The organism is Hungatella effluvii (genome assembly GCF_003201875.1).
GTDB lineage: Bacteria > Bacillota > Clostridia > Lachnospirales > Lachnospiraceae > Hungatella > Hungatella effluvii.
In genome coordinates this window covers 52,253-66,865 of sequence record NZ_QJKD01000013.1, presented here as the reverse complement: position 1 = coordinate 66,865, position 14,613 = coordinate 52,253, and the positions used below count along the sequence as shown (strand labels likewise).

Below are 14,613 nucleotides of genomic sequence, written 5' to 3'. Positions count from 1 at the left end.
ACTACAATAGATACATAACAAAGGGAAAGAAAACCCGGGAAAATGAAGGAGGAAATGGTAATGAGAAAGAAAACATGGAGTCTGGTTTTATGTGCGGCAATGGCGGCGTCAATGATGGCAGGGTGCGGAGCAAAGCAGGAGACGGCGGCCACAACGGCAGCCACGACAGCGGCTCCGGCAGCGGATACGGCAGCGGCAGCGACCACAGCTCCGGCGGCTGAAGCAGCGAAACCGGAGAGTAAGGGCAATGATAAACTGGTAGTCGGTTTTGCACAGATCGGACAGGAATCCGGCTGGAGAGACGCGGAGACGGCTTCCATTCAGTTTTATGCAGGACAGAATTTAGATACGATTGATTTAAAGTTTGCAGACGCGCAGCAGAAGCAGGAGAACCAGATCAAGGCCATCAAGTCCTTTATCGATATGGGCGTAGACGTAATCGGCCTGGCGCCGGTGGTTGAGACCGGATGGGACGCGGTATTTACGGAGGCAAAGGACGCGGGAATCCCCATCGTGCTGGTAGACAGAAAAGCGGACGTGGACGAGAGCTTATATGAGACCTTTATCGGTTCCGACTTCATCGAGGAAGGCAAAAACGCAGCGATTGAGATGTCCAATTTACTGGGCGGCGAAGGCAAGATTGTGGAGCTGGAAGGAACCGTCGGCGCATCTGCGGCCAATGACAGAAAGAAAGGCTTTGACGACGAGATCGCCGCAAACCACACGGGCATCGAGATTCTGGAATCCCAGACCGGCGACTTTACAAGAGCCAAGGGCAAGGAAGTTATGGAATCCTTCTTAAAGACATACGGCGATCAGATCAAGGGCGTCTATGCACACAACGATGATATGATGTTAGGCGCCATCGAGGCCATCAAGGAAGCCGGATTTAAGCCGGGTGTCGACATCAAAACCGTGTCTGTGGACGGCGTAAAGGGATTATTCGAAGCGATGGCGGCCGGTGAGGCGAATGTGACGGTTGAATGCAATCCTCTTCTGGGCGAGCAGTTCTTTACCACCTGCATGAAGTTAAAGAACGGAGAGCCTGTTGAGAAATGGGTAAAATCCGATGAAGGCATCTATCGCCAGGATACGGCGGCAGCAGATCTGCCAAACCGTAAGTATTAATCGATACCATTTGAGTACGGGGACGCAGCGGAACACTGTTGCGTCCTTTTATCATGAAGGGGAAGAAAGAAGGAGGAAGCATGGAAGAGAAGAAAGAGCTTCTAACAATGAACCATATATCAAAGCATTTCTCTGCAGCCGTGATTGCCCTGGATGATGTAGAATTCCGGTTGAACCGTGGAGAGATCCACGCGCTTTTAGGGGAGAACGGCGCCGGCAAATCCACTCTGATCAAGGTTTTGACCGGGGTCGAGGAGCGGACTGCCGGGACGGTGTTATTAGAGGGTAATGAGATTTATCCCAAAAGTCCCCAGGAGGCGCAGCAGGCCGGGATCAGCACCGTATATCAGGAGGTTAATCTCTGCCCCAACTTATCGGTGGCGGAGAATATCTATATCGGCAGGGAACCGGTAAAGGGAGGGCGGATCGACTGGAAAACCATCAACGCCAATGCAGCCGCCCTCTTAAAGAAATTTGATTTGGATATCAGCGTCACAAGGACGCTGGACAGCTATTCTGTGGCAATTCAGCAGATGATCGCCATAGCCAGGGCGTGCGACATATCCGCCAGGGTGCTGATCCTGGACGAACCGACCTCCAGTTTATCGACCGCTGAGGTGGAAAAGCTGTTTGAGATCATGAAGAAGCTGAAAAGCCAGGGGATGGGGATTGTCTTTGTCACACATTTCCTGGATCAGGTCTATGAGGTCTGTGACAGGATTACGGTGCTCCGGAACGGAAAGTACGTGGGAACCTATGAAACGGAGCATCTGCCGCGGGTGGAACTGGTCGGAAAGATGCTGGGCAAGGATTACGACAAGCTCAATGCAGTGACGGCTTCGGATGACGGGAGCCGGGAGGATGGGGAGATCCTCGTGGAAATGGATCATGTCTCCGGCCTTGGCACGATCGAGGACTTTGACCTGACCCTCCGGCGGGGCGAGGTGCTGGGGCTGTCGGGGCTGCTGGGCTCCGGCCGCTCGGAAACGGCCAGGCTGATCTTCGGCGTGGACCAGGTGGAAAAGGGCCAGCTGAAGATGAAGGGCAAAAAAGCCGCTCTGAAGACTCCTCTGGACGCCATCCGGGAAGGGGTCGCCTTCTGCCCGGAGAACCGGAAGACGGAGGGGATCATCGGCGATCTGTCCATCCGCGACAACATCATTCTGGCGCTTCAGGCAAAGAAAGGGATGTTTGCCGCCATTACCAGGCAGGAGGCGGAGCGCATTGCGGATGAATACATTGAAAAGCTGGAGATCAAGACGCCGTCCAGGGATCAGCTGATTAAGAATTTAAGCGGAGGCAACCAGCAGAAGGTGATTCTCGCCCGATGGCTGGCCACCGACCCGGATTTACTCATGCTGGATGAGCCGACCAGAGGAATCGACATTGGAACAAAGGCGGAGATCCAGAAGATCGTCGTGGATTTAGCGCGGAAGGGCATGTCGGTCCTCTTCATTTCGTCGGAGATCGACGAGATGCTCCGCTGCTGCAAACGGATGGTAGTGCTGCGTAATTTGAAGAAGGTTACGGAGTTAAAGGGGCAGGAGATTTCGGAGGGCGAGATCATGCGCTATATAGCGGGAGGTGAAGCAAATGAAAAAGTGGAGTAAGCTGACGAAATACCAGGCGTTCTGGCCATTTGTCATTCTGCTTGCCATCATTGTGTTTAACGGGATTATCACAGGAGGCAGCTTTTTCCAGATGAAGATCGTGGATGGCCATCTCTACGGGCGGGTGATCGATATCATCCGGAACGGAAGCAAGCTGATGATTCTGGCGGCAGGGATGACCATGGTGCTGGCCACGGGTGGAACCGATATCTCTGTAGGCTCTGTGATGGCCATCAGCGGAGCGGTTGCATGCAGTATTATCAGCGGCAGCCTCTTCCCGGCGGTTGGAGGCAGTGTGGCTGTAGCCATCTGCGCGGCGGTGGCGGCCGGGGTGCTCTGCGGGCTGTGGAACGGCTTCCTTGTGGCTAAAATCAAGATACAGCCCATTGTAGCTACCATGATCCTGATGGTGGCGGGGCGGGGGATCGCCCAGCTGATAACGTCGGGCAAGATCATTACGGTCAATTCGGGCGCTTATTATTTCATTAACGGCGGCTATATTCTGGGACTTCCGTTTCCGGTATTTATCGTGCTGTTCGTCGTAATCATTCTGATTCTCTTTACGAAGAAGACCGCATTCGGGCTTTTCCTGGAATCCACGGGATGCAATTCTCTGGCCAGTAAATTTGCTGGAATCCATGTGGATAAAATCAAGCTGCTGGTGTACACCTGCTGCGGAACGCTGGCAGCGGTGGCGGGGCTGATTGAAAGCGCAGGAATCAAGGGCGCGGACTGCAATAACGCGGGACTGATGATCGAGATGGACGCGATTCTGGCGGTAGCCATCGGCGGGACTTCACTGAACGGCGGGCGGTTTTCGATACCGGCCAGCATTGCAGGTGCTCTGATTATCCAGAGTATCACGACAACCGTCTATGCGCTGGGCATCGCCCCGGAGATCACACAGGTAGTAAAGGCAGTTCTGGTTGTCATTATCTGCCTGTTCCAGTCAAAGGAATTCAGGGAACAAATCGAAAATCTGCTTCATAAGGGAAAGGCGGTGCAGGGGGCATGAAGGAACGGTCCGGAAAGAAAGTAAAGATCAATAATATATCGCTGCTGATTACCATCATTCTGTTTGTGGCGCTGTTTTCGTTTGGCGCGGTCCGGTATGACCGGTTTTTATCCCTCTCTACGCTGTTTAATCTGATCAATGACAATTCGTATCTGATCATAGCGGCCATCGGGGTTACCTTTGTGCTTCTCACAGGCGGAATTGATATCTCCATTGCGTCCACCATTGCGTTTACCTGCGTGCTTTCGGCGTATATGCTGAAACGGGGCGTTCCGGCGCCGGTCGTGATCGCGCTCGTGCTTATCATCGGCCTTCTGCTGGGAGCCGCCATGGGATATATCATCCACTACTTCAAGCTTCAGCCATTTATCGTGACGCTGGCGGGACAGTTCCTGATGCGGGGGCTGTGTGCGGTGATCAGCACGGAGTCCATACCCATCAGCAACTCCTTTTATAAGAAAATGGCCCTTACCAGAGTCATGATTGGAAAGGGAAAATTATACTCCTATGCCTTTATCGCCTTCGCGGTAATTGCGGTTGCCTTTTACGTGCTCAAGTACACGAAGTTCGGCCGCAGCGTTTACGCTCTGGGTGGAAATGAACAGTCGGCCGTTCTTATGGGGCTTCCGGTGGCCAGGACCAAAATCGCAGTCTATGCCATCAGCAGCTTCTGCGCAGCGCTGGCCGGCGTCGTCTTCAGCTTCTATACGCTGGCGGGCTATTCCCTCCAGAATATGGGCCTTGAGCTGGATGCCATCTCCTCCGCCGTAATCGGCGGCACGCTTTTGACCGGCGGAGTGGGCAGTATTATCGGAACCGCCATCGGCGTGCTGATCCAGGGCATTATCCAGACGATTGTCATCTACCAGAACCTCAATACATGGTGGACGAAGGTGACGATCGCGGCGCTGCTGTGCGTCTTTATCGTTATCCAGAGGATCATCTCCATACGTGCCGAAAAAGCGAAGGGAAGGTAGGTTCTAATTGTAAAACAGTACCATTGCTGTTATACTGGTAGAAGAATGATACAGGGGTGAGTGCAATGAAATTTGTGAAGAATAAAATCATGAATCTGTCTATCCGAAACAAGATGATTTTATCCTACATTTTAATTGCACTCATCCCTTTCTGTATTTTCGGGATCGTGGTCATCAGCATTTTTGCCGGACAGGCGGAAAATGATATCTCGGAGCACACGGGCCAGATGATCAGCCAGGTGAGAACCTCCATCGATGTCTATATCAGCAGTATTGAAAAAATCTCCAACTATGTGATCGAAGAGCTGAGAAGCGTGGATTTCAATGAGATGTATACGGAAGACGACATATTCTGGATGCAGGAGAGCTCAAAGGCAGTCGCCAGGCTGAAGCATGTGGCCAATACCCATCCGGAGGTGGCAGGAATTCTGTTTGCCACGGAGAATGACCTGTATATCAGCACGGGGATGACCCGTATCTCCAGGGATTCCTTCGTGAATGAGGAGTGGTACAGGCTGGCGGTCAGCAATCCGGACACCGTCTGCCTGATCAGCGACACGTCGGGCCGCAATATTGTGACCAATGAAAGCTACAGCATCGACAATGTATTTTCCATGGTGAAGGCAATCTATAAGGAAGGAACCACGGAGGTCATGGGCGTGCTGCTCATGGATATCAAGCACGATATCATTTCCCAGTCCATCGACAATATTACGATCGGACAGAAGGGGTTTGTATTCGTGATCGATTCGGAGGACCGTGTGGTCTACACCCCGGCCAATCCCATTACCTACCGTGTGAATCCCGACTGGATCCGGAAGGAAAATGCTCCTGTGACCGCCAGAATACGGGGAGAAAAGTACCAGATCCGCAGCGAACGTTCGGATTACACGGGCTGGCGTGTGGTAGGGGTATTCTCCATCGACGAGATTATGGGGCACATGAACACGCTGATTTTCGCGCTTACCTGCGGATTGCTTCTGCTTCTGGCGTTTGTCTTTGTGATTACGGTGAAGATATCCCAGACGATCACGAATCCGGTGGTGGAGCTGGAGCAGCTGATGAAAAAGGCGGAGTCCGGGGATCTGGCCGTCCGCTTTCAGGGAGATTACCATGACGAAGTCAGCGAGCTGGGGCGTGATTTTAACCATATGCTTGTGCGGATTGAGGACCTGATCCAGCAGGTATACATCGAGCAGAAGAACAAGCGGATGGCGGAACTGAAGGTACTTCAGGAACAGATCAAGCCTCATTTCCTGTACAACACTCTGGACACCATAAGCTGGATGGCCAGGGATTACGGAGCCGGGGATGTGGTGCGGCTGGTGGATGCGCTGACCAATATGTTCCGGATCGGGCTGAGCCGCGGCAGGGACTATATCAGCGTGGAGCAGGAGCTTTCCTATGTGGCCAACTATCTGTATATCCAGAAGATCCGCTACGGCGGCAAGCTGAATTACCAGATCGTCAAGGATGAGGAAATCTTAAATGAGGAGGTTCCCAAGCTGATGCTCCAGCCGCTGGTAGAGAATGGAATCTACCATGGGATCAAGACCAGGAGGGGAGAAGGGCATCTCACCATCCGGGCCGTGAAAACTGCGGATGGGCTGCTGGAGTTCTCCGTGGAGGACGACGGATCAGGCATGAGCGCACAGCAGGCGGAGGAACTGAACCATCTGTTAAATGAACCATGCGAGCTGGAGGAGCGGCAGAGCTTCGGACTGTTCTATATCAAGGAACGGCTTCGGATCAAGTACGGAGACGGATTTAAGATCCGGGTCAACAGCATCGAGAATGTGGGAACGAAGGTTGTGATCCATATTCCGATCCAGGAAGACGGTGTATAGGAGATGGCGATGAAGAGAAAATGGATGGCGGCAGCGGCAGCAGTCCTGATTCTGCTGGCAGCAGGAGTCTGGTGGCTGTATACGGAAAGTGGCCGCGGCCGGATCGAACAGGTGGACTATGTGATCGGAGTCTCCCAGGCCAATATGCGTGAGACCTGGAGGCTGGCTTTAATCAGTGAAATCGAGGATGCGGCAGCGGAATATCCCAATATCAGGCTGATCATGACCGACGCCACTTCTGATGGGGAAAAGCAGAAGAAGGACGTAGAGAGACTCATGCAGTTTGATATCGACCTTCTGATTATCTCCCCTGGAGATGCCAGGGAGATGACGGATGTGATCGGCCAGGTGTACCAGAAGATTCCGGTTATCGTCATGGACCGCGGCGTGGAGGGCTTTGATTACACGCTGTTTATCGGCCCGGATAACGAACTGATCGGACGGCAGGCCGGCGAAGGGGCCGCGAAACGGCTCGCGGGAAAGGGCGGGACTGTGTTCGAGGTCTGCGGAAGCGAGAATTCCATTTCCAGCGCCGAGAGAAGCAAGGGATTTGACCTGGTGCTCTCCAGGGAGCCGGGGATCGTCAGAGAACAGTTTCGTGTGGAGCGGGAGTCCAGGGATCAGGCGGAGGACTTATTTCTGGAGCTGGGACAACGGCTGGCGGGTGTGGACGTGGTGTTTGCCCACAACGATTACATGGCATCCGGGGTCTATGAGGCGGTGAGAAAGCTGGGGTACTCCCCGGAAATTATAGGAGTGGACGGATTTTCCGGACCCAATGGAGGCATGGATCTGGTGCGGCAGGGAAAGCTGAGCGAGACCATTACCTGCCCTACCGGCGGCAAGGAGGCGATCCGGTATGCCATGGATATCTTAAACGAAGTCTCCGGAGTGCCCAAACAGGTCATTCTGCGGAGCCACAACATTACCATCGACAATGTGGACAGCGAGGTAAAGTGGGAGCAGTATAAAAAGAAGGACAGGAACACGATCCAGGTGGGATACTCCCAGGTGGGAACCGAGAGCGCCTGGCGTCTGGCCAATACGGAGTCCATCAAGAGCGCGGCCAGGGAGGCCGGGATCAGCCTTCATTTTGAGGATGCGGATCAGCAGCAGGAGCGGCAGATCGAAGCCATCCGCACGTTTATCAAGGAGGAAGTGGATGTGATTGTTCTGTCGCCGGTGGTGGACAGCGGCTGGGATGAGGTTCTGACGGAGGCCAGGGAAGCCGGAATTCCCGTGCTGCTGTCGGACAGAAGGATTGAGACAGAGGATGACGGGCTGTACCTGACCTACATCGGCGCGGATTTCATGGAGGAGGGCAGGCGCGCCATGCGCTGGATCGCCGCTAATGTGAAGCCGGAGCATGGGCCGGTGAGGATCATGGAGCTCCAGGGAACTTTAGGTGCGTCGCCTACCGCGGAGCGCAAGCGCGGCTTCGAGGAACAGATGGCCGGGAATCCCGGCTATCGGATCGCCTATTCCGAGTCGGGAGACTTTACGTATGAAGGCGGCCGCCGAATCATCGAAGACTATATTGAAAACTACCCATGGGACATTGATGTGATCTACGCCCACAACGATGATATGGCTTTAGGCGCCGTGAACGCTTTGGAAGAGCATGGGATCCACGCGGGCAGTGACGTGGTAATCGTGTCGGTGGACGGCACGAAGGATGCCTTTCAGGCCATGATAGACGGCAAGTTGAACTGCGCCGTGGAATGCAATCCTCTTCTCGGCCCGCAGCTGATGAAGGCAGTGCAGGACCTGATGGAAGGGAAGGAACTGCCGCTGCGGATTATTACGGAGGAAAAAGTGTATGATCAGACGGATGCGCGGGAAGTGATGAAAGAGAGAAGGTATTGAGTGGATAATCAAAAACTCTGAAAGCCGGTTGTATGCCGCCGGTTTTCAGAGTTTTTCTATTAATCATGTTCTTTATTCATACCGGCATCCTCATAGGCTGGAACTCCCGATCGGTTGTAATATGGTGATTTTAGCAAATATCCTTTGGGAATACAAGGGAATAACCGTGCTTTGGAGGGGATGGTAATTTTGGTAAGTAGAGAAAAAAGAGATTTACGAAAAAGATATTTAAGAAAAAAGAAAGGTAATGGTGTGGACAATCGATTATAATGGAATAAAGTATTTTGATGGGATGAAGCAGATAAACCTGTACTGGCCGGACGCAGCCACTTTGTGGAATTGCAGATGGATACGAATTCTGAATAACAATGGGATAGTATGCGGGATGGACAAGACGTAAAGAACAGGAGGCTCTATAAGATGAAAAATAAAATGACATGTAGAATGAGAAATAAAATAAGAAATCAAACGAAAAAATTACTGCAGCCTGCAGTTCTAATAGTATGCGTACTCGCATTAACCGGATGTACCGGGAAAACCGACAGTACGACGAGCCACGAACCAATCATCCAGCATACCGATACCGGCGCGATCAGTGATCCGGCCGCGGCGCTTCAAATGGCGTGAAACGGGAAAATGTCATTGTCATTCTGTCCGATTTAAAAACAGGGGAAAATACCTGGAGTTTTGAACCGAACTCTGTGTATACGGACTGGAACTGGATTTTGATCCGGGATGGCGGGGCGTCTGAGTGGGTTGTGGATGATTATGGGAATGAATAGAGAGGAAATGAAATAATAATTTTATTAAATGGAAAGGACATCGAGGGAAATTATGGCACAGGAAATTTTATTGATAGAAGATGATGACACCATTCGTACTGCTTTAAAATATGCTTTGGAGGATGCTGGATACCAGACTTTGGAAGCGGAATCCATGGAGGCGGTCCGGCGGGTTTCGTGGAAGGAGGTAGATCTGATTTTGTTGGATCTGGGGCTGCCGGACGGACATGGCCTGCAATTTTGTGATGAAGTATGCCGGGCTGGCGGTCCTGCGGTGATTATCGTGACGGCCCAGGATGACGAGCAGGATATTATCTGTGGACTGAATACAGGTGCGGACGATTACGTGACGAAGCCATTTAAACTGGGAGTCCTGCTGTCGCGTATTGGCGCAGTTCTTAGGCGCAGAAAGCGGGAGGAAACAGAGAGCATGGCTGTCGGCAATACGATTGTCTGCGGACCTGTGACATTATATAAGTCAGGAACTACGGCGACGGCTGATGGAAAGCAGCTTCAGCTGACTGTAGGAGAATACCGGCTCCTGGAATACTTAATGGAAAATAAAAACCGGACAGTAACCAGGGCTATGATCTTGGGGGCGCTGTGGGATCAGCAGGGGAATTACGTGGAGGACAACGCCCTGACCGTTCTGATGAGACGTCTTCGTGAGAAACTCGGTCCGAATGGACAGCAGATAATCAGGACTGTGCGGGGAATCGGATATAAAGCGGAGGATGGATATGAAAAGTAAAGGGCAGAGAGCTGCTGTTACCACAGGTCTGATGGGATTGTGTCTGTTGTTCTGTCTGGCGGTTTCTGTCGCTGTCGTCAGGCGATGCGAGGCGGCTTTCTATGATCGGGCGGCAGCGGTGGCATCTGTATTTCCAGATAAAGCCTCTGATCTGATGGCGGCATTAAAAACTCCATCTGCCGCCGATCTTTTGGCCGGCCGTAACATACTTTCCGCCTACAGTTATAAAGGACAACTGCTGGACGCAAGGTTTATAGCCGCAGAGATCATCGGTGTCTCTCTGCTTTATTTGTTGTGCTTTTTTATAATTGCGGCACTGGCGTTGGCGGCAGGAAGACGAAGGGAAGCCCGTCGGATTGCGGATCTGGTTCAGTATCTTCGGCAGGTGGAAAGCGGTGTATATCCGGTGCTGCCGCGTTCAGGAGAAGATAAATTCTCCCATTTGGAAGACGAATTGTATAAGACAGTATCCGCCTTGCGGGAAAGCCGGGAGATGGCTGCGCTGGGAAAAGAAAATTTAGCAGTGAATCTGGCCGATATCTCCCACCAGTTAAAGACTCCGCTGACCGGTGTATCCCTGATGGGGGAGCTGCTTCTGCACAGCCTTACCGATAAAAAACAGAGACAGGCGGCAGAGACGATCATCAGCCAGAATAGCCGAATGACAGATCTGGTGTCTTCGCTTTTAACTCTGTCCAAATTGGATGCGGGAGTATTGCCGCTTAACCGGAAACCTGTTTCTGCTAAAGATGTGATTTCCAGTGCGGTGCAGGCGGTTGATCCGCTTTTAAAACAAAAAAGGCAGAACCTGGTGATCCAGGGAGACAGCGATTCCATTCTTTTCTGTGATTTCGGCTGGACTGCGGAGGCACTTGGTAATCTTATAAAGAACTGCAGCGAACACGGTCCGGAAGGTTCCCAAATCACCGCAGCAGCTGAGCAAAACCCAATCTATACCCAGATTACAATAGAAGATGAAGGCCCTGGCTTTTCCCCAGAGGATATCCCCCATCTGTTTGAACGTTTTTATCGGGGAAAGCAGGCAGTCCGGGGAAGTATCGGTATCGGGCTGGCTCTGGCAAAATCCATTGTTGAACGGCAGGGAGGTGAACTCTATGCAGAGAACAGCAAGGACTGCAGCGCACGATACGTAATTCGTTTTTATGAACACGCGCCAGAAGAAAATAATGAGTATATACGGTCTCTGACACCGAATTGTTAGTTTGGTTTAGTAAAATGGTCTGCAAAGGAGGTAATTAAATTATGAATATTCTTCGCTGCGAACATCTTACGAAAACTTATGGCTCAGGTTCTACCATGGTAAATGCCTTAAACGGGGTGGAGCTTGCCGTCGAAAAGGGCAGTTTTGTAGCTATTGTCGGCACTTCAGGCTCTGGAAAGTCTACACTGCTCCACTTGCTGGGAGGGGTAGACCGTCCCACGACCGGCCATATCTTTATTGAGGATACAGACATTGCATCTTTGAGCGAGAAGCAGCTGTCCATCTTCCGCCGCAGGAAGGTAGGGCTGATCTACCAGTTTTATAACCTGATTCCTACACTGGATATTCGTCAGAACATTCTTTTACCTATGCTGCTGGATGGGCAGAAACCGGATGAAAACCGTTTTTCGGAGCTGGTTCAGACGCTGGGCCTGGCGGATCGGCTGTCCCACCTGCCGCACCAGCTATCAGGAGGACAGCAGCAGAGGGCGGCAATTGGCCGGGCCCTGATCTACCGGCCGGCCATTTTAATGGCTGATGAGCCGACTGGAAATCTGGACCGGAAGAATTCTCAGGAGATATTAAGTCTTTTAAAGGTGTCAAACCGACGGTATAAGCAGACGGTACTTTTAATTACGCATGATGAACGACTGGCTTTGGAGGCTGACCGGATTATCACCATAGAGGATGGCCGCATCATTTCAGACCGGGAGGTGAGAAAATGATGGTGCTGTTTCGTTATACCCTGGAAACTCTTCGCCGAAACAAGTATACTTCACTTTCTATTATGGCTGCCATACTTCTTGCGTCCACACTGCTGTACACCTTATGTTCCTATGGATATAACCAGTGGCGGTGGGGAATAGAAATTGCAGAATATAATGGTGGATCCTGGCATGGGGAATTGGGCGGCAATTTAAAACAGAAGGACTTAGAACTGGTGGATCATAATATCCACGTGAAAGAGACTATGGTGAAAGGGCCATTTCGATCCATAAAGCTGCCGGAGGACGCTTCCATTCCTTATCTGTTCCTTTTGGATGCGGATAAAAATTACTGGGAGGAGATGGGGGAGAAGAACAGAATTCTGGAAGGACGGGTGCCGCAGAAGCCGGGAGAGGTCGTGGTATCCAAGACATTCTTTGAGAAGAATCCACAGTACCGCCTGGGGGAGACCCTGACGCTTCCAAAAGGAAAGAGGCAGCTGGGAGATGAGAACCTGGGTACCGGAATCTACAGAGCTGGAGAGACGTTCGTCCCAAAGGGTGAGGAGACCCTGACGCTGGTGGGAAAAATTGATGTGACAACCCCTACCACGGTACCGGGCTATTATTCTATGGGTTATCTGGAACGCTCTGCCATATTACCGGAAGATGATCTCGTTGTTTATCTGAAAATGAATCAAATGAGGGACATCTATAAGGTAATGCCTGAAATTGCAGAAACGCTTGGGATTGAGAAGGATGAATATGGACAGTACAAAAATAATTTCCGCTATAATACAGTGTTATTGAGGTATTTTGGAATATTTGATCCGCAGGAACCGTTTAACCCCCTAAATTATATTAATGTAATAATCTATGGGCTGCTGATCTTTATGTCGGCTATGGCGTTTGTCCTGATTATTCAGAGCGCCTTTGCGTTGTCTGCCGTTTCTCAGGCCAGACAGCTGGGGATGTTCCGCACAGTCGGAGCGACTCCGGGCCAGATACGTCTGACGATTCTGATGCAGGGAGTCCTGCTGGCGTCTATTCCCATTCCGTTGAGTCTGGGGCTGGGCCATCTGTTTACATTTTTTACGTATGGACTTTATACCGATATAGCGGGAGATTTGCTGTATTTTCCGATTACGGTTCGGTTTTCCTGGGGCATTGCAGTGTTGGCAGTGCTGGTTTCTCTGGCTACTGTGCTGCTGTCTGCATTCCTTCCCGCGAGGTGGATTGCCGGATTGTCTCCATTGGAGGCTATACGGGATCCTGAGGGAAAACAGCGGATAAAAGCAGGCAGACACTGCTGTTTCTTCTCCCAAATATCCGGAATCTGCGGGCAGCTGGCTTCCGCCTCCTACAGGGCCAATCGCAGGGCTTTTCGGTCCGGCATTATTGCCATGACCCTTTGTCTGGTTCTGGTACTTTCTTTTTTCAGCCAGCTGTTAATCAGTGATCTGGTATCAGAACGGAATCGGCAGGCCAATCACTACAATATCAGGGCAAGACTGCAGATGACAGAGGAACTGGATCCTGCGCTGTGGGAGGAGGTTAAAACAATACCAGGAATAGTGGAAATGGCATGTTACAGCGCAAAAAGGGTATCTCTCTGGGTTTCTCCCTCGCAGGAACTCGAGGCTTTTTCGGAGAAAGGCGGGCTTGCATCGATCGATGGCGGACTGTTCAGCGTGGTGGAGAGAAACGGCAAATATCGTATCCAGGCAGAGATTATTGGGTTAGAACCGGAATATTTCGACGCGTGGTGCCGCCGGCAGGGAATAGACCCAGTCCCATATTATAATACAGGTCAGTACAGGGCGCTTGCCATGAGCTGGGCACCGGCGCACCCGTTCAGCAATAATAATGAGAAGGCCAAAGAGTTTTTTCCTTTTTTAAAGTTATCGCTGGGGCAGCGGCTTGATCTGGAGGAAAAGACGGATGATTCCATGGATTCGGATTATACATTTTCTTTTGATGTCGGCGCGGTAATAGACGGACCGCCGCAGATCGATTATAATCCCAGGGATTACCGGGTCATGCTCTGTGTTCCCATGGAGACGTATTACGCTGTGGCTGAACATTTTCAGCCGGAATACGCAGCCGCGTCTTATCGTACGTATCTGCTTCTGAAGACTTCGGGAGCCGATGACCTGGCGGTTACGCAGCGGCTGCGGGAAATATGTGAGTCGAATCTGTCCACTGAGGATGTGTCGCTTTACAGCCTTGAGGAAGATCGATTGAGTAATGAGACCGGAGGCCGGGCTATGGGGGCGGTGATTAACTGTATCGGCGCATTGCTGGGCTTTATCGGAATATCCCATGCCTTTTCATCGGTTACCGGTTCTATGCACCAGCGTCGTAAGGAATTCGCCATGCTGCGGTCGGCGGGAATGGATTCAGCGGCAGTCAGGAAGCTGCTGCTTATAGAAGGTCTGCGAATGGCCATTGCGCCAGTGCTTCTGGCGATTCCAATCATTGCCGCGATGTGGGCATTTCTCCTGAAAACCACAGAAATATCCTGGAAACCTTTTTTGCTGCAGCTTCCTGTTGGAAAGATGAGCAGCTATATGTTGGCAGTTACGGCGGTGATGTGGCTGGCCTATTGGATTTCTTCACGGTGGATTCAAAAAGATACGATTATTGATGCAGTTCGGGATGAGACCATATAGGGGCTGTAAGGTAAGAATTTTGGACTTATGTATGAGCTG

The 14,613-nt window shown here is 51.5% G+C and carries 12 protein-coding genes; all 12 read left to right on the top strand.

Annotated elements, in window-relative coordinates:
* Positions 1–60 precede the first annotated feature (60 nt).
* The 12 genes from DFR60_RS21610 to DFR60_RS21560 all read left to right on the top strand — a co-directional run bounded on the left by DFR60_RS21610 (position 61) and on the right by DFR60_RS21560 (position 14,574).
* On the top strand, positions 61–1,128 hold the full coding sequence (locus DFR60_RS21610; protein ID WP_002600258.1) for an ABC transporter substrate-binding protein: 1,068 nt from the start codon (positions 61–63) through the stop codon (positions 1,126–1,128).
* Positions 1,129–1,208: 80 nt separating this feature from the next.
* Positions 1,209–2,738: a sugar ABC transporter ATP-binding protein gene (locus tag DFR60_RS21605; protein ID WP_110324751.1), complete on the top strand. Its 1,530-nt coding sequence runs from the start codon at positions 1,209–1,211 to the stop codon at positions 2,736–2,738.
* On the top strand, positions 2,722–3,753 hold the full coding sequence (locus tag DFR60_RS21600) for an ABC transporter permease (protein ID WP_002600256.1): 1,032 nt from the start codon (positions 2,722–2,724) through the stop codon (positions 3,751–3,753). Before DFR60_RS21605 ends, DFR60_RS21600 begins: the two co-directional genes overlap by 17 nt.
* On the top strand, positions 3,750–4,730 hold the full coding sequence (yjfF, locus tag DFR60_RS21595) for a galactofuranose ABC transporter, permease protein YjfF (protein WP_110324750.1): 981 nt from the start codon (positions 3,750–3,752) through the stop codon (positions 4,728–4,730). The genes DFR60_RS21600 and yjfF overlap by 4 nt, the downstream gene beginning before the upstream one ends.
* A gap of 65 nt (positions 4,731–4,795) precedes the next feature.
* Positions 4,796–6,577 carry a cache domain-containing sensor histidine kinase gene (locus DFR60_RS21590; RefSeq protein ID WP_025529330.1) on the top strand — a complete coding sequence of 594 codons (1,782 nt, stop codon included), beginning with the start codon at positions 4,796–4,798 and terminating at the stop codon, positions 6,575–6,577.
* Positions 6,578–6,586: 9 nt separating this feature from the next.
* Positions 6,587–8,443 carry a substrate-binding domain-containing protein gene (locus tag DFR60_RS21585; RefSeq protein ID WP_110324749.1) on the top strand — a complete coding sequence of 619 codons (1,857 nt, stop codon included), beginning with the start codon at positions 6,587–6,589 and terminating at the stop codon, positions 8,441–8,443.
* A gap of 420 nt (positions 8,444–8,863) precedes the next feature.
* Positions 8,864–9,070 (top strand): hypothetical protein, encoded by a 207-nt coding sequence (locus tag DFR60_RS21580; protein WP_110324748.1) that lies wholly within the window; start codon positions 8,864–8,866, stop codon positions 9,068–9,070.
* The gene (locus DFR60_RS30485) at positions 9,067–9,225 is read left to right on the top strand and encodes a hypothetical protein (RefSeq protein ID WP_167437674.1); all 159 of its coding nucleotides are present in this window, start codon (positions 9,067–9,069) and stop codon (positions 9,223–9,225) included. The genes DFR60_RS21580 and DFR60_RS30485 overlap by 4 nt, the downstream gene beginning before the upstream one ends.
* Before the next feature lie 52 nt (positions 9,226–9,277).
* Positions 9,278–9,976 carry a response regulator transcription factor gene (locus DFR60_RS21575; protein ID WP_110324869.1) on the top strand — a complete coding sequence of 233 codons (699 nt, stop codon included), beginning with the start codon at positions 9,278–9,280 and terminating at the stop codon, positions 9,974–9,976.
* Positions 9,966–11,198, top strand: coding sequence for a sensor histidine kinase (locus DFR60_RS21570; RefSeq protein WP_167437673.1), 1,233 nt, complete (start codon positions 9,966–9,968; stop codon positions 11,196–11,198). The genes DFR60_RS21575 and DFR60_RS21570 overlap by 11 nt, the downstream gene beginning before the upstream one ends.
* A 41-nt stretch (positions 11,199–11,239) precedes the next feature.
* Positions 11,240–11,923 (top strand): ABC transporter ATP-binding protein, encoded by a 684-nt coding sequence (locus DFR60_RS21565; RefSeq protein ID WP_110324746.1) that lies wholly within the window; start codon positions 11,240–11,242, stop codon positions 11,921–11,923.
* Positions 11,920–14,574: an ABC transporter permease gene (locus tag DFR60_RS21560; protein WP_110324745.1), complete on the top strand. Its 2,655-nt coding sequence runs from the start codon at positions 11,920–11,922 to the stop codon at positions 14,572–14,574. Before DFR60_RS21565 ends, DFR60_RS21560 begins: the two co-directional genes overlap by 4 nt.
* Positions 14,575–14,613 lie beyond the last annotated feature (39 nt).

Coding starts and splice junctions, on each gene's coding strand:
- DFR60_RS21610 (WP_002600258.1), top strand. CDS start 61: ATGAGAAAGAAAACATGGAGTCTGGTTTTATGTGCGGCAATGGCGGCG.
- DFR60_RS21605 (WP_110324751.1), top strand. CDS start 1,209: ATGGAAGAGAAGAAAGAGCTTCTAACAATGAACCATATATCAAAGCAT.
- DFR60_RS21600 (WP_002600256.1), top strand. CDS start 2,722: ATGAAAAAGTGGAGTAAGCTGACGAAATACCAGGCGTTCTGGCCATTT.
- yjfF (WP_110324750.1), top strand. CDS start 3,750: ATGAAGGAACGGTCCGGAAAGAAAGTAAAGATCAATAATATATCGCTG.
- DFR60_RS21590 (WP_025529330.1), top strand. CDS start 4,796: ATGAAATTTGTGAAGAATAAAATCATGAATCTGTCTATCCGAAACAAG.
- DFR60_RS21585 (WP_110324749.1), top strand. CDS start 6,587: ATGAAGAGAAAATGGATGGCGGCAGCGGCAGCAGTCCTGATTCTGCTG.
- DFR60_RS21580 (WP_110324748.1), top strand. CDS start 8,864: ATGAAAAATAAAATGACATGTAGAATGAGAAATAAAATAAGAAATCAA.
- DFR60_RS21575 (WP_110324869.1), top strand. CDS start 9,278: ATGGCACAGGAAATTTTATTGATAGAAGATGATGACACCATTCGTACT.
- DFR60_RS21570 (WP_167437673.1), top strand. CDS start 9,966: ATGAAAAGTAAAGGGCAGAGAGCTGCTGTTACCACAGGTCTGATGGGA.
- DFR60_RS21565 (WP_110324746.1), top strand. CDS start 11,240: ATGAATATTCTTCGCTGCGAACATCTTACGAAAACTTATGGCTCAGGT.
- DFR60_RS21560 (WP_110324745.1), top strand. CDS start 11,920: ATGATGGTGCTGTTTCGTTATACCCTGGAAACTCTTCGCCGAAACAAG.